The organism is Streptomyces noursei ATCC 11455 (assembly GCF_001704275.1).
In the GTDB taxonomy this organism is placed as follows: Bacteria; Actinomycetota; Actinomycetes; order Streptomycetales; family Streptomycetaceae; genus Streptomyces; species Streptomyces noursei.
Window position 1 is genome coordinate 2153708 of record NZ_CP011533.1, and the last position, 18920, is coordinate 2172627.

Genomic DNA, 18920 nt, shown 5'->3' on the forward strand with positions numbered 1-18920 from the left:
CGCGTCCAACGGATCGCGGGCGGGCAGATCACTGTTGTTCGGTTCGTTTCAGTGTTTCTGGGCGCGACGCTGCCGGCTGAGGAACGCGATGACCAGTCCCGCACTCACCAGCAGACCGGCGAGGGCGATCATCTTCGGCAGCCCGGACGTACCGGTGTGTGCCAGCGAACCCGTGCCGCCGCCGGCCGGGGCCGGGCTGGCGGGCGGCCCGGGTGACGGCGGCGTGGAGGCCGGTGGCGAGGTCGGGGTCGGAGTGGGAGTCGGGGTCGGAGTCGGTGTTGCCTTCGGGATGTACACCCCGGCGTCGATCGTGTGATCGACCCCGCCCGGCTTGTCCGGCGCCGTGACCGGCGCGTAGCCGTTGCACAACCGACCGGTGGTCGGCGGCGTCACATTGGAGTCATGTGCACGGGTGGCACCGGCTCGCGGGAGCGTGAACCGCAGCTCGCTCGCCGCGGGCCGACCGGGCACCTTGCCGGTGTCCGCGGTACACACGTCGAACTGCACCGTGTATTTCGCACCCGGCGTGAGCTGGTACGCCGCGCCGACACCGCCGAAGTAGTACTCGCCGGCGGCATCGGTCCTGGTCGTGGCGACCTGCTTGCCGCCCGCGTCCAGCAGGTTGATCGTCGCCCCCGGCAGCAGCACCTCCGCCGGGTCCTGGACCCCGTTGTGGTCGCCGTCGAACCACACGAGGTTGCCGATCTGGATCGGCGCGTTCGCCGCCGCGTACGCGATGTCACCGAGCCCGCCGGCCTTGCCGAATCCGTTCTGTTCCTGACCGATGAACTGGTACGCGTTGGCGGTCGGAGCGTTGCCCGGGCCCTGACCGGTGGTGATGTCGTAGTAACCGGTCCCGGCGGTTTCGATGTTGACGGTCGGGTCGAACTCCGTGCTGACGACCCACTGTTGCTGTGGAATGTAGGCCACCGACCCCAGCGCGGTCTCCTGGTGCCCGCCGGCGAAGAAGTCGCCCGGGAAGTATTCGACGACGCCGTTGCTCTGGCCGCCGTCGGTGGCGCGGTTGGCGTGGTTGGGGCAGTTTCCGGTGCCTTCCCAGGCGTATCCGCCGCTGGGAGTGGCGCAGGCCATGGTGATGTCACCACCGGACATGCCGACTTCCCGCGTGCTGTTCCCCGGGCGGGGGTCCAGCCCCTTCGCGCTGAGAACGTCCATGAACCGGTCGCGGAATCCCAGGATCATCGAACCGTCGCGGGCGAAGGCGAGGGAGGCGAACTCCGGCTGTGGATCGATGAAGGCGCCGCCCACCTTCCGTGCGTCCCACGTGGCCAGGCTGGTGTTCCACGGGTTCCAGTGGGTGGCCTGGGCGACGTCGCCGGCACCGGTGAAGACGGTGCCGCGCTTGTCGGTGAGCGGGTGGGTCAGCACCGTCGTGAACCGCTTGCCGTCGTAGGTGTAGACGACGGCTTTCAGATCCGCGCGCTGTTGCGTGCTCTCCGCGGTGCACACGCCGCCGACGTACAGCGTGTTGTCGTGGGTGGCGAGGCCGAACGGCCGCCAGTCGCCGGGACTCGCGCACCCCGGGTCCGGGATGCGCACCGTCGTCTCGGGCGCCGCGGCGGTGGTCCCCCTCGCGTCGAAGCCGACCAGGCTGCGGGTGCGCAGGTTCACCGCGTACAGCGTGGCGCCGTCCTCCGACAGGGCCAGGCCACCGATGCTCTCCTTGCCCGGTGCGTCGATGAACCCGGGATCCTTGATCATGTCGGCGGTGTCGTGCGGCGTCGTCGCGGCGCCCGGCACCTGCGCGAACAGCTTGGGCGCGCCCCCGCCGTCGACCGGCAGCGTGTAGATCGCGCCAGCGCCCTTCGGCCCGTACGGGGCGTACCGGCGGGCGAACGCGCTCTGGAACAGCCGGCTGCGGTACTTGTCGTACGCCAACCCGAACGTCGTGCCCACCTGGGCCTGCGTGGCCAGCGTGGTCGGGCACGAGACACCGGTGGGACAGGTGCCTCGGGTCTTCGTCCCGAACGCCACCAGTGCCCGGGTGTCGGTTCCGCCGGCGCCGTTCTGGACCGGAACGAAATACCGCGAGTCCGGCAGTGCGTAGTCGGCCGGATCCCACACGCCCGTCACCACCGAGGCGTTCTTTCCGCCCGACACGTCCACGAACGACGTGAAGCTGTCGAAGTGGTTCCCCACCGTCGACGCGGGCGCCGCCCGCAGATAGTCGCTGTACGGTGCCGGGACGCTGACGTCGACGCGGTAACGGCCGCCGTTCAGCACCTTCGACCGCGACACCACGACCTTTCCGGTGGCATCCGTGACGCCGGTGACATGGTGCCCGGCGGGGTCGGAGATCTCCACCTTCATCCCCCGCTGCGGCACGTCCATCGTCGTGTTGATCACGCCGGTGCCGAAGAAGTCGCGCAGCGCCTCAACCGTCAGCGTGCCGTCGGCGGTCGAAGCGACGGCCGGTCCAGCCGTCGCTCCCACGGCGCCGCCCGCCAACAAGAGAACAGATAACCCCACGCGCGCCAGCGGCTCCACGAGCCCGCGGGCCGACCGGCGCGAGTCTCTGTCGACTCGGTTCATGGCATCACACTCCCCACACTTCTCTCGTCATGCCTCTTGTCATGTCACTTCATGAAAACGCGGCCCCGCGTCTCACCGCACGCCCACTTCACGGGCCCCGAACGGGGACGCCGGTCGCGAACACCACGGAAAAGAAAAAGGGCCCACTGCTGTTGCGTGGACCGCATTACGGTGATCGTTTGCGGGTATTGCGGGCAAGCCGTAAGCGTCGCAGGCCAGGAAAGGCGAACGCGCGTGCCGCGCCTCGGGCAGGGCCGCCCCAGGTGGTGCATTTTCGCAGCTCAATCACGGCACCCTCGCCCCCACCGCCGATCTCACCGACCGCCATCGCGAGCAGCGCGCGATATTTTATCCGCCGAAGTCGCGCCGGCACCAGCAGAATCCATGACATTCATCGAAAGCCGCGACGGTCCCGAACGCAGGACAATAGCGACCGCAAGAATGTGCGACATTGACATGTCGACCGGATCCGGTTCCGTCGGTGACCGGACGCCCTCGGGGCCCGGCGCGTGGCGAGCTGATCCGCCGGGCGAAGGATCAGCCTTGCGGCGTCTGCCCCGCGAGCACCTTATGGAGGCGTTGCGCGCCGCTCTGGATGGCCTGCTGGGTATCCGCATGGCCGGCACCGCCGAGCCCGCCGTTGGTCACGTCTGGCAGTTGGCCTTGTCGGCCTTGCTCCGCAGCAGGGTGTCCTGCCGTCCGGTGCCGCCGCCGGCGGCGGGGTTCCACTGGGCGCCCAGGGCGGACGGGCTGGTCAAGGACGCTTCGGCCTGCCCCCCCGGTGAGTTGTGCGGACGGCGATGCCGACTTCGTCGCCGACCCGGACGGCCCACCGCCTCGCTCCGCGTGTCCGGCGGTCAGAGCGGTGACGTCGTCGGCGCGTGCCCCTTCGGGCGGACCGGCTCCCCGTCGTCCGGCGCCGGGACGGCCGCGGTCAGTCGGTCGGTGATCTCCGCGGCGGTCAGGACGAGCGCGAAGCCCTTGCGCAGAACGGCGAGTTCGGGTTCCTGCCGGGACTCGTCGTCGGTGGCCGTGACATCGGATCCGAAGACGACCTGGTAGCCGCGTTCATACGCCTGCCGGGCCGTGGTGCCGCAGCAGTAGTTGGTGAGTGTTCCCGTGACGACGACCGTGTCGCGGCCGAGGTTGCGCAGCACGGTGTCGAGCGGGGTGTCGTAGAACGCCCCGTAGGACGGTTTGCGGATCACGACCTCATCGGGGCGACGACCCATCCGGCCCCAGACCTCGGCGGGGCCTGGGCGGCGCCAGTCGGTGTCGGCGTGCGGGAGGAAGCGCAGGGCGTGTGGCCGGTCCAGTCCGAGATGGGTGTCGTCGAAGATGGTCCAGATCACCGGGACCGAGGCGTCCCGGCAGTCTTCGACCAGTCGCCGCAGCCGGGGCGCCATCCGGGTCGCAGCGGGCACCCAGTAGGGGCTCCAGCCGGGCCGGACGAATTCGTCCTGCATGTCGATGACCAGCAGCGCCGTCCGTTCGGGTCGTATGGCGAACGATGCCTGGCCGTGCTCGTAGGCGTGGCGCGCCCGTGCGGTCACCCATTCCTCGGTGTACGTCATCCCTGCCCCCTGCATCGATTCGAGGTACCTCGTTTCGATGTGCGAGAGTAGCAGCATGCTCGAACTCGCGATCCTGGGATTCCTGGCCGAGGGGCCGCTGCACGGCTATCAACTGCGGCACCGCATAGCGCACTTGTCCGGCCATGCCCGGCCGGTCAGCGACGGCAGCCTGTACCCGGCGATCAATCGACTGGTCCGTGCCGGGCTGCTCGACCGACGGACCGAACCGGGCACCTCGGCCGCCCAGCGCCACACCCTGAGCCTGACCGACACCGGCCGCCGCGAGCTGTTGCGCCGACTGCGGGAGGCCGACGGCCTCGACATCACCGACAGCACCCGGTACTTCACGGTCCTGGCCTTCCTCTCCCGGCTGCCCGACACCACCGACCAGCACGCGGTACTGCGCCGCCGACTGGAATTCCTGGAACAGCCCGCGAGCTTCTTCCACGACGGCGACCGCCCCCTGCGCGCCGACGACACCGACGACCCGTACCGGCGCGGCATGCTCACCATCGCCCGCGCCACCAGCCGCGCGGAACGGTCCTGGCTTCGGGAGGTGTTGGCCTGACACGGCACCGGCTGGCCGCGCGGGTCTCGACGGTGTTGCGTTCCGTGTGACCGGAGGGTCGGCGCCCGGGGGCTCGACCGCATCGCGGCGCGGCCGCGGGTCAGCCGCCGGTCACCTGCTGCCACAACCCGCCGCTGCCGCCGTCGAGTACGTGCCGACCGATCCGTTGCTGCCAGGCCCGTTCACCGCCGTCCTCGTCGCGCCAGGACCACATGCGGGTGGTGGCCAGGCGGAGCGGGCTGAGTTCGGTGAAGCCGATCGCGCCGTGCAGTTGGTGGGCGATGCGGGTGATCTCGGCCACCGAGGCGGCGGCCTGTGCGGCGGCGAGCCACGCGGTGAACTCCGCGGAGTCCGGTTCGGACAGGGCGGACGCGGCCGCCTCGACGGCCGCGGCGACCAGGGCCGCCTCCTCGACGAGCTTGGCCTCCTCCTGCTTGACGGCCTGGAAGTGGCTCAGCGGTCGGCCGAACTGCACACGGGCGGCGGTGTGATCGACCGTCAGCTCGACACAGCGGCGTGCCGCACCGGCGATCAGGGCGGCCCGCGCCAGACCGGAACGCCATGCGGCCTCCCGGACCAGCGCGGCCGGAACGCGGCGGACCCGCTCGGCGGGGACGGCCACGTCGAGCAGCACCAGGTCGTCCCTGGGCTCGCCCGCCAGGTTGGTGCCCGCCAGCTGCCGCCACTCGGTGGCTTCGAGGAGGAAGAGCACGGGCCCGCCGCCCGGCCCCTCGGTCAGCACCACCGCGGCTTCGACGGCCCGGGCCCACGGCACCCGGTGCAGCGTGCCGCTGACCCGTAGGGCGTCATCGGTGCCTGCCGCTCCTGACGGCCCGACCCTGCTGTCGGTGTCCACGTGGGTGAACCGCACGTCCAGCGGGCCCGCCGCCACGGTGAGTTGGCCGTCCGGGACGGCGAGCCCGGCCGCGGCCAGCAACGGGCGTGCGACGAGCAGCGTCTCGGCGAGCGGTGCCGGGGTGCCGCGGTAGCCGGCTTCCCGCGCCAGGGCCACCAGGGCGGTCGGGGCCGTGTCGAGCGGCGGCAGGGCCTCGGCGGCGTGTTCGGAGCGGGGTTCGGCGGCGGATTCGGCGCGCGATTCGATGCTCATCGGGACAGCTCCAGACCTCGGGTGATGATGCCGCGCAGGATTTCGTTGGTGCCGCCACGCAGCGTGTATCCCGGCGCATGCAGGATCGCGGTGGCCAGCAGTTCGGGGTAGCTGCCGCGGGTGGCGTCGAAACGGGCGGCGATCGGAAGGATCTCGCGGACCTCGTTGACGAGTTCACCCTCGAAGCGGGTCCCGAGGTCCTTGACCAGTGCCGCCTGCACATCGGCGGGGCGGCCGGCCGCCAGCGCCGCGGCCACCCCCAACGACAGCTGCCGGATGGACGACAGGCGCGCGGTGAGCCGGCCCACGCGGGCCTGCTGCTCGGGACTGCACCCGCCGGTCCGCTGCAACTGTCCCACCAGGGCGGAAAGGAGCGGCAGCGTGGACAGGAAGCGCTCGGGTCCGCTGCGTTCCAGGGCCAGTTCGCCGGTGACCTGCCGCCAGCCGTCACCGGGGCGCCCGAGCAGTGCCTCGTCGGTGAGCTCGACGCCTTCCAGGTGACAGTAGTTGAAGGTGTGCTCGCCGCTGAGGAGACGGATCGGCTCGACCCGGACGTGCGGATCGCGCAGGTCGACGATGAACTGGCTCAGCCCGGCGTGCCGGTCCTCGGAGTCGTCGGTCCGGGCCAGCACGATGGCGTGGTCGTTGACGTGCGCGCCGCCCGTCCACATCTTGGTGCCGGTCAACCGCCAACCGCTGGCGGTCCGCTCCGCCCGGGTCCGTACCGAGGCCAGGTCCGATCCGCTCTCCTGCTCGCTCATTCCGATCGAGAAGAAGCACGCGCCGGCGGCGATCCGGGGCAGGAAGTGGCTCCGCTGCGCCTCGGTGCCGTGGCGCAGGATGCTGGGCCCGGCCTGTCGGTCGGCGACCCAGTGGGCCGAGACCGGGGCGCCGGCGGCCAGCAACTCCTCGATGACGACGTAACGTTCGAGGTTGCTGCGCCCGCCTCCGCCGTACTCCGGCGGCAGGGCCATGCCGACCCAGCCGCGCCGGGCCAGGCGGCGAGTGAAGGCGGGGTCCCAGCCGGTCAGCCAGGAGTCGGGCCGACCGAGGACGGTGCCGGCGGCCCGTTCCGTGTCGAGGAAGTCGCGCACCTCCTGTCGTAACTGAACGGCTTCTGGCGGAAGTTGCACGGCCCCTGGATCGAGGGCGGAGAGGGTCATCGGTGCTCCTTGGACGGAATGGTGGGTATCCGCAGTGGCGGGTACCCGGAGTGACGGATATGCGCAGTGACGGGTATGCGCAGTGGTGGGTGTACGGAGTGACGGGTGCGCGGTCGGCGGTGGTGGTCAGGCGCCCGTGAAGTGCGGGCGGCGGCGCTCCCGGCGGGCCTGGACGCCCTCGCGGAAGTCGTCGGTGGTGGTCGTCACCGGCTGGGCCAGTCCCTCCCAGGTCAGCGCCCGCTCGACGGTGGGCTGCCCCTGGGCCAGGCCGCTCTTGGTCAGCCGGACCGCCAGCGGGGCCGCGGCGGCGATCTCGTCGGCCACGTCGAGCGCGGCCCGGAGCACCTGGTCGGCCGGCAGCGCCTCGTGCACCATGCCGATGGTGGCGGCTCGCGCTCCGCTGATCAGCCGCCCGGTCAGCAGCAGTTCCCGCGCCCTCGACGGGCCGACGGCCTCGGCGAGCAGGGCGGTGGTGGCCATCCCCGGGTGCAGGCCGAGTCGGACGAACGGTGCGCCGAGCTTCGCCTCCACCGCGGCGTACCGCAGATCGCAGGCCAGCGCCAGCGCCAGTCCGGCGCCCACCGCGTGGCCGTTGACGGCCGCCACGGTGGGGACGGACAGGTCACGGACGGCCAGCCAAGTGCGGTAGAAGTCCGACAGCTGGGCCCGGGTGCCGGGGAGGGACTGGCCGTGCTGGTCGGCGAGTTCCCCCAGGTCGGCGCCCGAGCAGAACGCGGGACCGGTGCCGGTGATCACGACGGCGCGCAGGTCGGGGTCCTGCCGCAGGGAGCGCATGGCGCGCCGCCACTGTGCGGTCAGCCGTCCGGTCATCGGGTTGCGCTTGTCGGGGTTGTCGAAGGTGAGCACGGCGACGCCGTTCGGCCGGTGCTCGATGCGCAGCGGTTCCCACTCGTTCGGCGCTGCCTGTTCGTCCAGGGGTACTTGCTCGTTCAGGCGTGCTCGCTCGTTCACGGGTCCTCGATTCGGTCCGCGGGTACGGGGATTGGTGACGGGTGACGGCTCAGGCAGGCGGCCGGTGGCCGACCTCGGCGAGGACCTCCTCGGTGTGCTCGCCGACCCGCGGGCAGTGCCGGTGCAGGCCGGCCGGTGTGGCCCAGAAGCGCACGGGCTGGCCGATGAGGCGGTAGCCGCCCTCGGTGGGGTGCTCGGCTTCCTGGAGCAGACCGCCTTCGGTGGCGTAGTCGCTGGTGGCGGCCTCCGTCAGGCTCAGCACCGGGGCGGCGGGGATGCTGGCGGTGTCGCAGAACTCCTGCCATTGCGCGTTGGTGTGCCGGGTCGTGAACTCGCCGACCAGTACGTAGAGTTCGTCCGCGTTGTGGACGCGCGCGCCGTACGAAGCGAAGCGTGGGTCGTCGGCGAGTTCCGGGCGGCCCACGAAGGCGAAGAAGTCACGCCAGTTGCGGTCGCTGTAGGGCAGGATGCACATCCAGCCGTCCGCCGTGCGGGAGGCCGTGCGGCGGGGGCTGAGCGCCCGCGGGTAGCCGATCGGCCCCGCGGGCGGGTTGAGGGTCGCCGCCGCCAGGTGCTCGACGAGGTTGAAGGCCAGCATGGTGTCGGCCATCGGGACCTCGACGTGCTGGCCTTGGCCGGTGCGGTCGCGGTGGTGGAGCGCGGCGAGCACCGACTGCACGATCACCAGGCCGCAGATCTTGTCGGCCAGCACGGTGGGGATGTAGTGCGGTACGCCGCTGACCTGTTCGTTCAGCCACACCAGGCCGGATGCCGCCTGCACGACGTCGTCGTAGGCCGCGTGCCCGCCGAGGGGGGAATCGCTGCGGAAACCCTGGGCGTTGAGGTAGACCAGGCCGGGGTTGACGGCCGCCACGTCCTCGTAGGCCAGGTCGAGGCGGCGCAGGGCCTGCGGGCGGACGTTGGTGAGGAAGACGTCCGCGCTCGCGAGGAGGGCGAGCAGGGCCTCGCGGCCGCCCGGGGCCTTGAGGTCGAGGGCGACGCTGCGCTTGTTGCGGTTGAGGTTGAGGGTCATCACCCCCATCCCGGGGCTGCGGGTCGGCGGGTAGTGGCGGGTCAGGTCACCGGTCGGCGGCTCGACCTTGATCACGTCCGCCCCCAGGTCGCCGAGCTGTTGGGCCGCGTACGGGCCCATGATCACGCTGGCCAGCTCGACCACCCGCACGCCGTTCAGTGGACCGACGCCACCGTCCGCTTCCCGTCCTGTCGACATGGCATGTCTCCGATCTCCGCCGGGGCCGGCTTCACGCACCGGACCGTTGACAGCCAGTCAAATCCTCGGCGCCCCATATCGTCCAATACTTCTTCCCTGCGTCTTGCATATGCTGTGCAATATGGAATTGACCCAGCGCATCCTCCAACAGGTCGTCGTGTTGGCCGAGGAACAGCACTTCGGCCGCGCCGCCGAGCGGCTCGCCATGCGGCAGCCACCGCTCAGCCAGGCGATCCAGCGACTGGAGCGCGGCCTCGGCGTCACCCTGTTCGACCGCCTTCCGCGGGGTGCCCGACTCACCCCGGCCGGCCGCGCGTTCGCCGAGGACGCCCGGCGGCTGCTCGAAGCGCAAGCCGCGGCCGTGGACCGGGCCCGGCGGATCGCCAGCGGACACGAGGGCGAGCTCCGGCTCGGGTTCATCAGCAGCCTCGGCTACGACTTCCTGCCGCGCCTGCTGCGCCGCACCCACGCGCAGTTGCCCGCTCTGCGGCTTCACTTGGGTCAACACCCCTCCGCGGAACTGGTCGACATGCTCCAGGCCGGGACGCTCGACCTCGCACTGGTCCGGCTCCCCGTCACCGGCACGGACCGACTGACCGTCCGACGGATCGGCGTGGAACGACTGGTGGCGGTCCTTCCCGAACACCATCCGCTGGCCGCCAAGTCACGCCTCGACCTGCGGGAACTCGCCGAGGAGCAGTTCGCGGTGCCCAAGCCCGGCGCGCTGCCCGGACTGGCCGAGCAGGTCGCGCTCGCCTGCGCACAGGCCGGCTTCACGCCCCGACCACGCGGCCAGGCGGACGACCTGCCGGGGCTGCTCAGCTACGTCGCCGCCGGCCTGTGCCTGGCGCTCGCCCCCGAGCAGGTACGCACGCTGGGCGTCCCGGGCGTGGTCTACCGCCCCCTGCGCGGCGATTCGCCCTACCTGGAGACCGCGGTCGCCGCCGTGCACCGCGCGGACGGCCCCGACGCCGCCGTACGACAGGTCCTGAAGCTGATCGAGCCGCGTCTGCCGACGGTCGAGTGCGCGCCGTAGGCCGAAGTGACCACGTGCCGCGGGGCAGTTCCGCTTCACGCCGGGATTGCGTTCATGGGGATTGCCTGGACGGCAAGGGCGGCCCGCTCTCCGCGGGACCTTCCACCAGAAGCGAGGTCGATGTGCAAGCGTTCCTGGACCACGCCCGAAGCTTTCCCCGGCGCGTCACCCAACAGGGCGTCAGCTTGGGCAAGTTGGCTCATGGCCAGCGGCCGAGCGCGGCCCCAGGCGGACTCCGGGCAGCTGCCGCTTCCAGCCCCTGTGAACGGCATGCCGTAGCGCTGTGGACTTCATCCACCGGGCCACTTTCCGCACCCGTCCCGGGACGGCGGTGGCGCCGCTAGGGCGCTTCTGATGGATCTCCGTGGAAGAAGGAGCGGCGCCTGGTGCGTGCGATCGCAAGGCGCCGGGATGTCTTCATAGCGGAGCTATGGGGGCATTTCGGCAACGCCGCGAGCGTGCGTGGCAGGCGCCGCGACGCCGCGGAGATCCATCAGAAGCGCCCTAGGGCCTGTCCGATGGGTCAGGGCCGCGGACCCGGCCATGACCCATCGGACAGGCCCTAACAACGGACCGGCCAACCGCTCTGCCGGATGACGTTGTCCGCGGACATCCAGCCCGCGTTCTTCGTCCCGCCGATGCGGACGTAGAGCCACTTGTGGCCGTAGGCGTTCTCGACGGAGCAGTGGAACCACACCTTCGTGCCCGACTTGGTCGCGGCCACGGAGGAGCAGACCTGGTAGGGCCCCGTCAGGATGTGGTGATCGCCGGACAGGTAGCCGTACATTCCCGGCTTCGGGTCGTGGTGGCTCCAGCCGCTGCAAGTCGTCGGCCCCGAACCGGGCTTGGCCGAAGGGGAAGCGGACGTGCTCGGCGCGGCACTGGGCTCGGCCGACGGCGGGGCGGAGGAGGGAGAGGTCGCAGCGGACGGCTTTCCGGATTCCGTGGACGGCGAGGAGCCCGGGGAGTTGATGCCGTCGGCTGTTCCGCCGCCGCTCGGCTGACCGTTGCCCACCGGGGAGCCGGCTCCGGGCGCCGCCTGCGGCCGGTTGCCGTCCGCCGCACCGTGCTGCGCGGTCAAGGCGTACGTGACGCCGCCGCCCGCGAGCACGACGAAGGCGGCCGCGGCCGCGATGAGGGTACGACGCGAGCGCCGGCCGCGGCCGGCGGCGGGGCCGGCACCGTGAGCGTGGCCCGCGGTCGGCATGCAGGGCTGTGTGATGGGCGGCGGGCCGGACGGTGGGTAACCGGTGTGCGGAGGCTGCGGGGACGACGGGTGGAACGGCGGCACGGCACCGAATCCGGGCGGCGCCGGGGTGGCTGCCCGGGGAGGCGTCGGGACGACGGCCTGTACCGGCGGAGGGGCGGGGGCCACGGGGGCCGGCGGCGCGAGGTTCATCGTCCTGCCCGCGGCCGCCCACTGCAGCATTTCACGCGCCTGCTCGGCCGTGGGCCGGTTCTTCGGGTCCTTCGCCATCAGTGCCTGCAGCACCGGCGTCAGCGGCCCCGCGCGTCGGGGCTCCGGCAGCGGCTCGGTGACGATCGCCGACAAGGTGGACCACACGGACGTCCGGCGGAACGGTGACGTGCCTTCCACCGCCGCGTACAGCGTCATACCGAGCGACCAGATGTCCGACGCGGGACTGGGCACCGTGCCCTGCGCGCGCTCCGGCGGCAGGTAGTCCAGGGAGCCGACCAGCTGACCGCTCTGGGTCAGCTTGGCCATGGCCTCGTCGCCGGAGGCATCCATGGTGGCGATGCCGAAGTCGGTGAGCACGACCCGCCCGCCGTGCTCCAGCAGCACGTTCGCCGGCTTGACGTCCCGGTGCAGTACGCCCACCCGGTGCGCGGCGTCGAGCGCGTCCATCAGCTTGGCGCCGATCGCCGCCGCCTCGTGCGGCTCCAGCGTGCCGCGCTCCGTCAGCACGTCGTCGAGCGAAGGTCCGTCGACGAGTTCCATGACGATGACGGGCAGGCCCTGCTCCTCGGTCACGTCGTGCACGGTGACCACGCCGCTGTGCCGAATACGGGCGGCGGCCTGCGCCTCCCGCTGCATCCGGGTCCGCAGATCTACCAGTTCGGGCGCGGAGGCGTCGGTGAAGGCCCGCAGTACCTTGACGGCGACCTCGCGGTTCAGCAGTTGGTCCACGGCCCGGGCGACCACGCCCATGCCGCCCCGCCCGATCGTCGCGGTCACCCGGTAACGGCCCCCGAGGACCTTGCCCATCAGCTCATCGCCGCTCGCTCCCCCGGCCGTCACCGCACGCTCCGTTCCTTCGCCGCTCATCGCTCTTCGTCGTTCGTCCCTGGCGCCCCAGAGTAGAGGCGTGGCCCGAAGGGCCCACCGCCGGGCCGGGGCGGAGGTCGATTCGGCCGATCCGGGGAAGTGCCGTAGAGTTCCTCATGCCGACGCGGGGTGGAGCAGCTCGGTAGCTCGCTGGGCTCATAACCCAGAGGTCGCAGGTTCAAATCCTGTCCCCGCTACTCGCATGTGAAGGCCCGGTGGTTTCCACCGGGCCTTCACTGTTCGCGTTCTCATACTCCACGCGTTCTCATACTCCGCGCGTTCCCGATCGAGACCGTCCGAGACCGTCCGGGGGCATCCAAGACCATCCGGGGTCATCCGAGGACCGTCCGAGGTCATCGATCCTGCCGACGAGGTCGCGGTGGCCCTCGCGGTCGCCGGCCACCGGCGGTGCGGGGATGCCTGGAACGATGACACCGCTCCAGGCGTTCCACGGGTCGCCGGTCAGCGGACGGGTCCGCCGCTGGTGGTCATCGGGGCCGGTAGGAGGTGGCCTGCACGGAGACGGTGGCCCGGTCGGGCAGGAGGCCGGGAGCGGCCAGGTCCGCGTGGGTCAGGTGGCGGGCACTCGGCGTCATCCCCAACAGGTCGATGGCTTCTTGCCTGGTCAGGGGTGCGGTGACATCCTACGACCCACGCCGGTGCCCCTCACCGTCCCCCGACGGTTGAGAGACCCGCGTCAGGCCCCTTCCGCCGGCACCGAGAACAGGGGGCGGAAGTAGGAAGGGTCCGCCTTCTCCTCGACCATGCGCCCCTCGGCCTCCACCCACGCATGGGCGCCGAACGGTGGACGGGCGCGTACTCCCACCGTCCAGGTGGGCCAGGTGCCGCGTGCCCGGCAGAGCAGGACGGTCGCCAGCGAACGAGGCAGGCACCCCTCGTCCCCGGCGCAGCGGAGGCTGGCGGCCACCACGGCGTCCCGGGCGGCGCGGGCCTCCGCGTACGTGGCCGCGCGGGCACCCCTGCGCAGGCGGGTCAGTATGGCGCGGGTCCGGGCCGGCGGCTTGGCGGCCAGGCGCCGGGCGACGGCCACAGCGAGCAGCACCAGGAGGCGGCGGCCCGGGGAGAGCCGGACCTCCGTGCGGTGCGGTACGACCGAACTCACGCCTGCTGCACCACCTTCGCCTGCTGGAGACTGGCCATCAGCTGCTCCACGTCCGCGCGGGCACGTGGCTCGTCGACGTCGAAGGAGGCCATCAGCCGCTCGGTGGTCTCCTGCACCGTGCTGCCGTCGACCAGGGCGCGGAAGGCGAGGGAGGCGGTCGCGTTGAGCTGCCAGTAGCGGCCGTCGCTGCCGTTCAGCAGAACGGTTCCGTAGTCGGTGTCCACGGTCGAGACGTCGGGGTGCAGTCTCCATGTCATGGTTGTCTCCTGCTCGGTCCTGTGGCGGGCTCAGGGGCGGGTGGCGGCTGCCGGCTGGAAGGCCGTTGCCCGGGCCCATAGTTCGCAGCTGAGCGCGGACTGCATCGCACCTTGGTGGAGGCTGTTGGTGTAGGGCAGCTCGAACAGCTCGCGCAGCGGTCCGGGGTCGATCAGGCCCAGGGCGGCCAGGCGGGAATCGTCCCAGAGTTCCGCGAGTTCCCGACGGTGCGCTTCGAAGCCCTCGGCGACGATGGTGGTGCCGTCGCCTTTGGTCCGCCGGGTCAGCACCTCCGGCGGCATGACGTCTGCCATCGCCGCCTTGATGAGGGGTTTGAACTCCCAGGGCGTGACGCGCTGTTCGGGTCGAACGGCCAGGCATGCCTGGATGACGCGGTCGTCGAGGAAGGGGGAGGTATGGCTGAAGTCCCCCGTCTCGGTCAGTTGGTGGCACTGGCGGACCATCCGTCCGGCGTCCTGGATGGCCAGGAGGTCGTTGTGCCGCCCTCGCGTCGACGCGAGTGGCTCGACGGTCGCGGCCGTGTCGCGCAGGGTGCGGGTCACCAGGTCCCTGGCGTCCGGGGTGAGCCATGCGGGCAGGCCCGGGAAGTGGCCCCAGGCGGACAGCGGGCTCGGGGTGCGGAGGGCGCGGCCGTGAGCCCGGTCCGTGAACCAGCGGCGGTAGGAGTGGCCGTCCAGCAGACCTCGGGCCTCAGTGCCCCAGTTGCTCCGGCGTAGTTGGGTCAGCACCCTGAGGCGCTGGGCGGCCAACAGCGGCCGGTGGCGCAACAGGTCGTGGTGATAGGCCGGGTGACCGCACAGCAGTTGGTCCCCGCCGAGTCCGTCGAGGTGCAGCCGCGAGCCGTGCGCGAGGGCCCGCTGTCGCACGGCGCGCAGCCGGGGCGCGCTCAGTACCGCGGTGGACGGCTCGTCGGGAACGCCCTCCACCGCCGTGAGGCCGCCGAAGAACCGTGGCAGTTCGCGGCTGGAGTAGACGATGTGGTTAAGGTCCGGAAGGCCGGCGGCGGCCTGCCTGGCCCACTGGGCGTCCTCGTCGGCCCGATCGTCGTTCTCCATGGTGAGCGCGGTGAGCAAGGGCCGGTGCCGGACGGCCAACAGGGCGATGCTGGTGGAGTCCATGCCGCCGGAGAGGTCCGCGCTGATCGGCCGGGTGCCGCGGGCGCGCAGCCGCACCGCGTCCTCCAGTGCCTGGCGCAACAACTGGCCGCCCGCGGTCAGCGAACGCACCGGTTCGGGGGCCTGCCACCAGCGTTCGACCAGTGGCCGCCGGCCGTCCTGCGGCAGCGCCAGGTACCAGCCCGGAGGGACCGCGGAGACGTTGCGCCACGGCGGCAGGTCGCCCAGCGGGTGCGGCAGCGCGTCCAGGGTGCGCAGGGCGAGCAGGGCCGGATCGAGCGGGGCGTCCAGTACGGTCGCCAGGACGTCCGCGCGGTCGGCGGCGATGGTGAGTGTGCCGAACTCACCGTGGAAGATCCGGCGCAGCCCGGAGGCGGTGCCCTGCACGCGGAGGTGGCCGCGCACGGAGGCGACGAGATGGTAGCTGCCGGCCCAGGCCAGGCCCAGTCGGTCCAGGTCGGACACCTCGTCGATCCGGTCGGCCGCCGTGGCGAGTTCGTCCCGGGTCGCCGAGCAGTGGCCGATCACCGCGAGCCGGGTGTCGCCCCGTTCGGCCACCAGGACCCGGTCCTCGGCCAGCCGGCCGGCCACACAGGGCCGGCCGGACCGGTGCCTCAACAGGACACGCACACCGTCCGTCGGGAACCGGCCGATGGCGGCTGCCGCGCCCTCGTCATCCGGCAGCGCGACGAAGTACTGCCAACCGGCATCGGCCATTTCAGTGTCCTTACGGGGTGTGCCGCATCAGCGTCGGCCCTAGTGGAGCTTGTCGTAGAAGTGGAAAAGGTTCTCGTAGCCGGTCAGCCCGAAGTAGCCGGTGTCCTCCTGGAAGGAGCCACACTCGATCATCTTGGGGGCCTCGTAGGTCTGGAGCTTGTCGGTCTCCTGGAGTTCGTTGCCCTGCATCACAGTTCACCTCCCCGTTGACTGGTGCGACGGCCCAGGGCGGAACGCGTTCCGGTACGGAAGGTTCCGCGGACGCCGGGATGACTCCCAACTCGCCGCTGACCGACGGGGCTTGCGCCCCAGTCGCCGCCCTGGGTGTGATCGACAGAGAACCACGCGGCTCACCACGATTCAAGATCCATAATCAACCGTCCTGCTATGAATATCCCGGAATACCCCCTCCCACTTTTGCCCCAACAACCACTGACTTCACACGGGTTGCACTATCAACACCCCGAGGACCCGCCCCACCGCCCACCCACGGGACCAGCCAGTCACATCCCACGAAGACACGCCCACCGACTGCGGCTGCGGCTATCTTGAGGCGTCGGGTGACGGTGTGCCCCAAACCCTGCCCATGGAGATCGGAGAGCCCGAAACACTCGTGGCGCTCGTCGCACTCAGGGCGCTCGTGGCGCTCGTCGCGCATGCGAGGGCAGAGGGGCAAGTCACCGGAGACCAGGGACCACGTACGTCGAGCCTTTGAGACTGGCCAGATCCCGCCGACGCGCTGGAAGAAGGAGCTTGTTCGGACAACCGATCCTCGGCCAGTCACAACGATGAGTTGAGCACGCCTAAGGTGAACCAGTGGACACCGAGGCATTGCGATCGTTCGTCCGGGCAGCCGAGCTCGGCCAGTTCCAGCATGCGGCCGACGAGCTGGGCGTGACACAGCAGGCAGTCTCCAAGCGGATCGCCACCCTGGAGCGCGAACTGGAAGTCCGCCTGTTCACACGCACCGCCCGAGGGGTCGAGCTGACACTCGACGGTCAGGCGTTTCTCTCCCATGCCCGGAGCATCGTCGCGGGGGTCGAGCGCGCCATCAACGCGGTCAGGCCGGGCTCCCGGGCCCTTCGGATCGACGTTCTGGGCCTGCGAAGCGCGCAAGCCGTCGTCCTGCACGACTATTGGCGGTCGCGTCCCGAAGCCGATCTCGACGTGGTGACCCTCAGAGCCAACGACCCACGCGTGGTGGTCGCCGCCGTCGAAGCAGGCGATATCGACGCCTCGTTTCGTACCGTCATCGCCCCGGCCGCGCTACCACCCGACCTGCAAATGATCCATGCCTTCGACTCCCCGCTGGAACTTCTCGTCGGCCCGAGACATCCGCTCGCCTCCGCGCGAAGACTGACGCCGCCACAGCTGCGCAAACACCGGATATGGGTGCCGGGTATCGCACCCCGAAGCGAATGGGCAGAGTTCTACGATCAGCTCGCCACGCACTTCGACCTGCGTATCGACGCGACAGGCCCGCACTTCGGAGACGAAGTACTCCTGGACACCCTCGCAGACTCCGCGGACGTGGCCACCCTGATCGGGACACGCGACCGATACATGTGGCCGGCCAACCACGACCTGCGCCGCATCCCCATCGTGAATCCGACCCTCGCATACCCGCTCTCGCTCATCCTCCCCAGAACGAATCCGCATCCGGAACTCCGCCGCATCATCGCCCACCTTGGCACCCTGCCAAGGCTCCCCGACGCGGTCTGGCGCCCGTCCTGGGCCACCACACCACAGCGCGGCGATAGCGACATCGAGAATGCTCAGAGATCCCGACCCCGCCCAAGATGACTCGATCACCCCATCGCGGCGAGCTCCTTCCCCACCCTCACCGGCACGCCTACCAGCCCCGCCGCCCCCGACGGCAAAGCACGAACGTCGCCACATCGCCACGCCTCCACGTCTCCACGTCTCCACGTCTCCAACCACGCATACCTCGAAGACCGAAGCCCGTTGCGTGATCGCCCAGGCGCTCGCCCACAACGGCGATCCGTAGAAACCGAGCAACGCTCCGGTCGCCGTCGCCGTCGCCGTGGTCCCGGCGACCGCACGCTCGGCGTCGCGGCCCTCAGTCCGCGTATCGCTCCCACCGGCGCCGGTCGGTGGGCCACGACCAGGGCGTGCCCGACGCGTTGCGGCAGCCCAGCAGCAACGACCAGGCCGTCGAATAGCCGACAGCCCGCACGATCGACACGTCGACGGCCTGCCCGGGCTGCCTCTTCCGCTGCCGCCGGGTAGCTTCTGAGCAACCGTCCCTCTCTCTTCGGGGGTTTCCGTGGCCGTCGTACGTATCGGTGTCGCGCTCTTTGCCGTCCTGTTCGCCGTGTCCCCGGACGGCAGCGGTCCGCCTCTGCCGGACCGGCTGGCCGACACCGGCGGGGGCAGTCAGCTGATCACCGCCGTCGCACCCCGCACCGGCGCCACGACGGGGACGCTGACCTGGTGGGACCGGCGGGGCGGCAAGTGGGTCGTGGCCGGCAGCACGCCCGCCCGCTTCGGGGCGAAGGGCCTTGTCGAGGGCCGCAAGCGCCGACAGGGCACCAACACCACCCCCGCCGGTCTGTACGACCTTCCCTACGGCTTCGGGATCAAGGCCGCGCCGAGCGGGACCGCGACGCCGTACCGCCGGGTGAACCGGAACTCCTGGTGGTGCCAGGACGATCACTCGCGCGCCTACAATCGCTGGGCCGAGCCGCTGCCCGCCGACTGCCGCGCTACCGAGTCCGAGCACCTCGCCGACTACGGCACCCAGTACGCGCACGCGCTCGTCATCGGCTTCAACTACGAGAAGCCGGTACGCGGCCGGGGCGCGGGCATCTTTCTGCACGTCAACGGGCGTGCTGCGACGGCCGGTTGTGTCTCCGCGCCCGCGGACGCCGTGCGCCGGATCCTGGCCTGGGCCGAGCCCTGGCAGCGGCCACACATCGCGATCGGGACCACCTCCGGACCCACCGCGATCACTCGTTACTAGAACGAGGGCTCCGCAGGGGCATCGCGGTGGCGGCGTCGAGCGTGCGGCGCGGCGATGCGTTCGCCGGCCCGGTTGAGGGCGTCGGCCAGGGCGAGGCCCTTCCCCAAGTCGAGGACGTCGAGCACGTCGGCCTGGGAGCGGCCGCACAGTGGGGTCGGGTGGGGAATCGGGTGGGGAAACCGTCCGAATGCCCTGCCCGAGCACACCGCGGACG

At 71.1% G+C, this 18920-nt stretch carries 17 protein-coding genes and 1 tRNA gene; 5 read left to right on the plus strand and 13 right to left on the minus strand.

Translation table 11 applies throughout. From position 1 onward, the window contains the following. Positions 1–48 precede the first annotated feature (48 nt). Together SNOUR_RS09140 and SNOUR_RS09145 are read right to left on the minus strand one after the other, a co-directional pair. Positions 49–2553 carry an SdrD B-like domain-containing protein gene (locus tag SNOUR_RS09140; protein ID WP_174717859.1) on the minus strand — a complete coding sequence of 835 codons (2505 nt, stop codon included), beginning with the start codon at positions 2551–2553 and terminating at the stop codon, positions 49–51. An 857-nt stretch (positions 2554–3410) separates the two neighbouring features. Beyond that, positions 3411–4127 carry a cysteine hydrolase family protein gene (locus SNOUR_RS09145; protein ID WP_067357963.1) on the minus strand — a complete coding sequence of 239 codons (717 nt, stop codon included), beginning with the start codon at positions 4125–4127 and terminating at the stop codon, positions 3411–3413. A gap of 55 nt (positions 4128–4182) precedes the next feature. Here SNOUR_RS09145 and SNOUR_RS09150 point away from each other — a divergent pair, with 55 nt between their 5' ends. After that, a complete protein-coding gene (locus SNOUR_RS09150; protein WP_067345435.1) occupies positions 4183–4695 on the plus strand; it encodes a PadR family transcriptional regulator in 513 nt (170 codons plus the stop codon). A gap of 100 nt (positions 4696–4795) precedes the next feature. Here the strand turns inward: SNOUR_RS09150 and SNOUR_RS09155 are convergent, their stop codons facing one another. From SNOUR_RS09155 to SNOUR_RS09170, 4 genes are all read right to left on the minus strand, one after another. Beyond that, positions 4796–5803, minus strand: coding sequence for an acyl-CoA dehydrogenase family protein (locus SNOUR_RS09155; protein WP_067345438.1), 1008 nt, complete (start codon positions 5801–5803; stop codon positions 4796–4798). Further along, the gene (locus SNOUR_RS09160) at positions 5800–6966 is read right to left on the minus strand and encodes an acyl-CoA dehydrogenase family protein (protein WP_067345441.1); all 1167 of its coding nucleotides are present in this window, start codon (positions 6964–6966) and stop codon (positions 5800–5802) included. Before SNOUR_RS09160 ends, SNOUR_RS09155 begins: the two co-directional genes overlap by 4 nt. Before the next feature lie 126 nt (positions 6967–7092). Next, positions 7093–7938 (minus strand): enoyl-CoA hydratase/isomerase family protein, encoded by an 846-nt coding sequence (locus tag SNOUR_RS09165; RefSeq protein WP_312632152.1) that lies wholly within the window; start codon positions 7936–7938, stop codon positions 7093–7095. Positions 7939–7987: 49 nt separating this feature from the next. Beyond that, positions 7988–9169 (minus strand): CaiB/BaiF CoA transferase family protein, encoded by a 1182-nt coding sequence (locus SNOUR_RS09170; protein ID WP_067345444.1) that lies wholly within the window; start codon positions 9167–9169, stop codon positions 7988–7990. A 121-nt stretch (positions 9170–9290) separates the two neighbouring features. On the opposite strand from SNOUR_RS09170, the gene SNOUR_RS09175 reads away from it, so the two are divergent. Further along, positions 9291–10205, plus strand: coding sequence for a LysR family transcriptional regulator (locus SNOUR_RS09175; protein WP_067345445.1), 915 nt, complete (start codon positions 9291–9293; stop codon positions 10203–10205). A 562-nt stretch (positions 10206–10767) separates the two neighbouring features. On the opposite strand, the gene SNOUR_RS09180 is transcribed toward SNOUR_RS09175, so the two are convergent. Continuing rightward, positions 10768–12492 (minus strand): serine/threonine-protein kinase, encoded by a 1725-nt coding sequence (locus tag SNOUR_RS09180; protein WP_067345448.1) that lies wholly within the window; start codon positions 12490–12492, stop codon positions 10768–10770. A gap of 123 nt (positions 12493–12615) precedes the next feature. Between SNOUR_RS09180 and SNOUR_RS09185 the strand changes: the two genes are divergently transcribed. Continuing rightward, positions 12616–12689, plus strand: a tRNA-Met gene (locus SNOUR_RS09185). A 500-nt stretch (positions 12690–13189) separates the two neighbouring features. On the opposite strand, the gene SNOUR_RS09190 is transcribed toward SNOUR_RS09185, so the two are convergent. Genes SNOUR_RS09190 through SNOUR_RS45275 form a run of 4 tightly spaced genes read right to left on the minus strand, consistent with a single transcriptional unit; the run spans position 13190 to position 15912 of the window. Continuing rightward, a complete protein-coding gene (locus tag SNOUR_RS09190; RefSeq protein ID WP_067345450.1) occupies positions 13190–13615 on the minus strand; it encodes a lasso peptide biosynthesis B2 protein in 426 nt (141 codons plus the stop codon). Then, the gene (locus tag SNOUR_RS09195; RefSeq protein WP_067345454.1) at positions 13612–13872 is read right to left on the minus strand and encodes a lasso peptide biosynthesis PqqD family chaperone; all 261 of its coding nucleotides are present in this window, start codon (positions 13870–13872) and stop codon (positions 13612–13614) included. Before SNOUR_RS09195 ends, SNOUR_RS09190 begins: the two co-directional genes overlap by 4 nt. A 30-nt stretch (positions 13873–13902) precedes the next feature. Next, positions 13903–15723, minus strand: a complete 1821-nt coding sequence (locus tag SNOUR_RS09200; RefSeq protein WP_067345455.1) for an asparagine synthase-related protein — start codon at positions 15721–15723, stop codon at positions 13903–13905. Between the two features lie 39 nt (positions 15724–15762). Then, on the minus strand, positions 15763–15912 hold the full coding sequence (locus tag SNOUR_RS45275) for a keywimysin-related RiPP (protein ID WP_107080297.1): 150 nt from the start codon (positions 15910–15912) through the stop codon (positions 15763–15765). 627 nt (positions 15913–16539) lie between these two features. Between SNOUR_RS45275 and SNOUR_RS09205 the strand changes: the two genes are divergently transcribed. Beyond that, a complete protein-coding gene (locus SNOUR_RS09205) occupies positions 16540–17526 on the plus strand; it encodes a LysR family transcriptional regulator (RefSeq protein WP_067345458.1) in 987 nt (328 codons plus the stop codon). 277 nt (positions 17527–17803) lie between these two features. On the opposite strand, the gene SNOUR_RS48200 is transcribed toward SNOUR_RS09205, so the two are convergent. Then, on the minus strand, positions 17804–17929 hold the full coding sequence (locus SNOUR_RS48200) for a hypothetical protein (protein ID WP_312632168.1): 126 nt from the start codon (positions 17927–17929) through the stop codon (positions 17804–17806). A gap of 96 nt (positions 17930–18025) precedes the next feature. Between SNOUR_RS48200 and SNOUR_RS09210 the strand changes: the two genes are divergently transcribed. After that, positions 18026–18706 (plus strand): L,D-transpeptidase family protein, encoded by a 681-nt coding sequence (locus SNOUR_RS09210; protein WP_312635897.1) that lies wholly within the window; start codon positions 18026–18028, stop codon positions 18704–18706. On the opposite strand, the gene SNOUR_RS48205 is transcribed toward SNOUR_RS09210, so the two are convergent. Next, positions 18703–18831: a hypothetical protein gene (locus tag SNOUR_RS48205; protein WP_312632170.1), complete on the minus strand. Its 129-nt coding sequence runs from the start codon at positions 18829–18831 to the stop codon at positions 18703–18705. The two genes, SNOUR_RS09210 and SNOUR_RS48205, sit on opposite strands and share 4 nt — an antisense overlap. Positions 18832–18920: the final 89 nt, after the last annotated feature.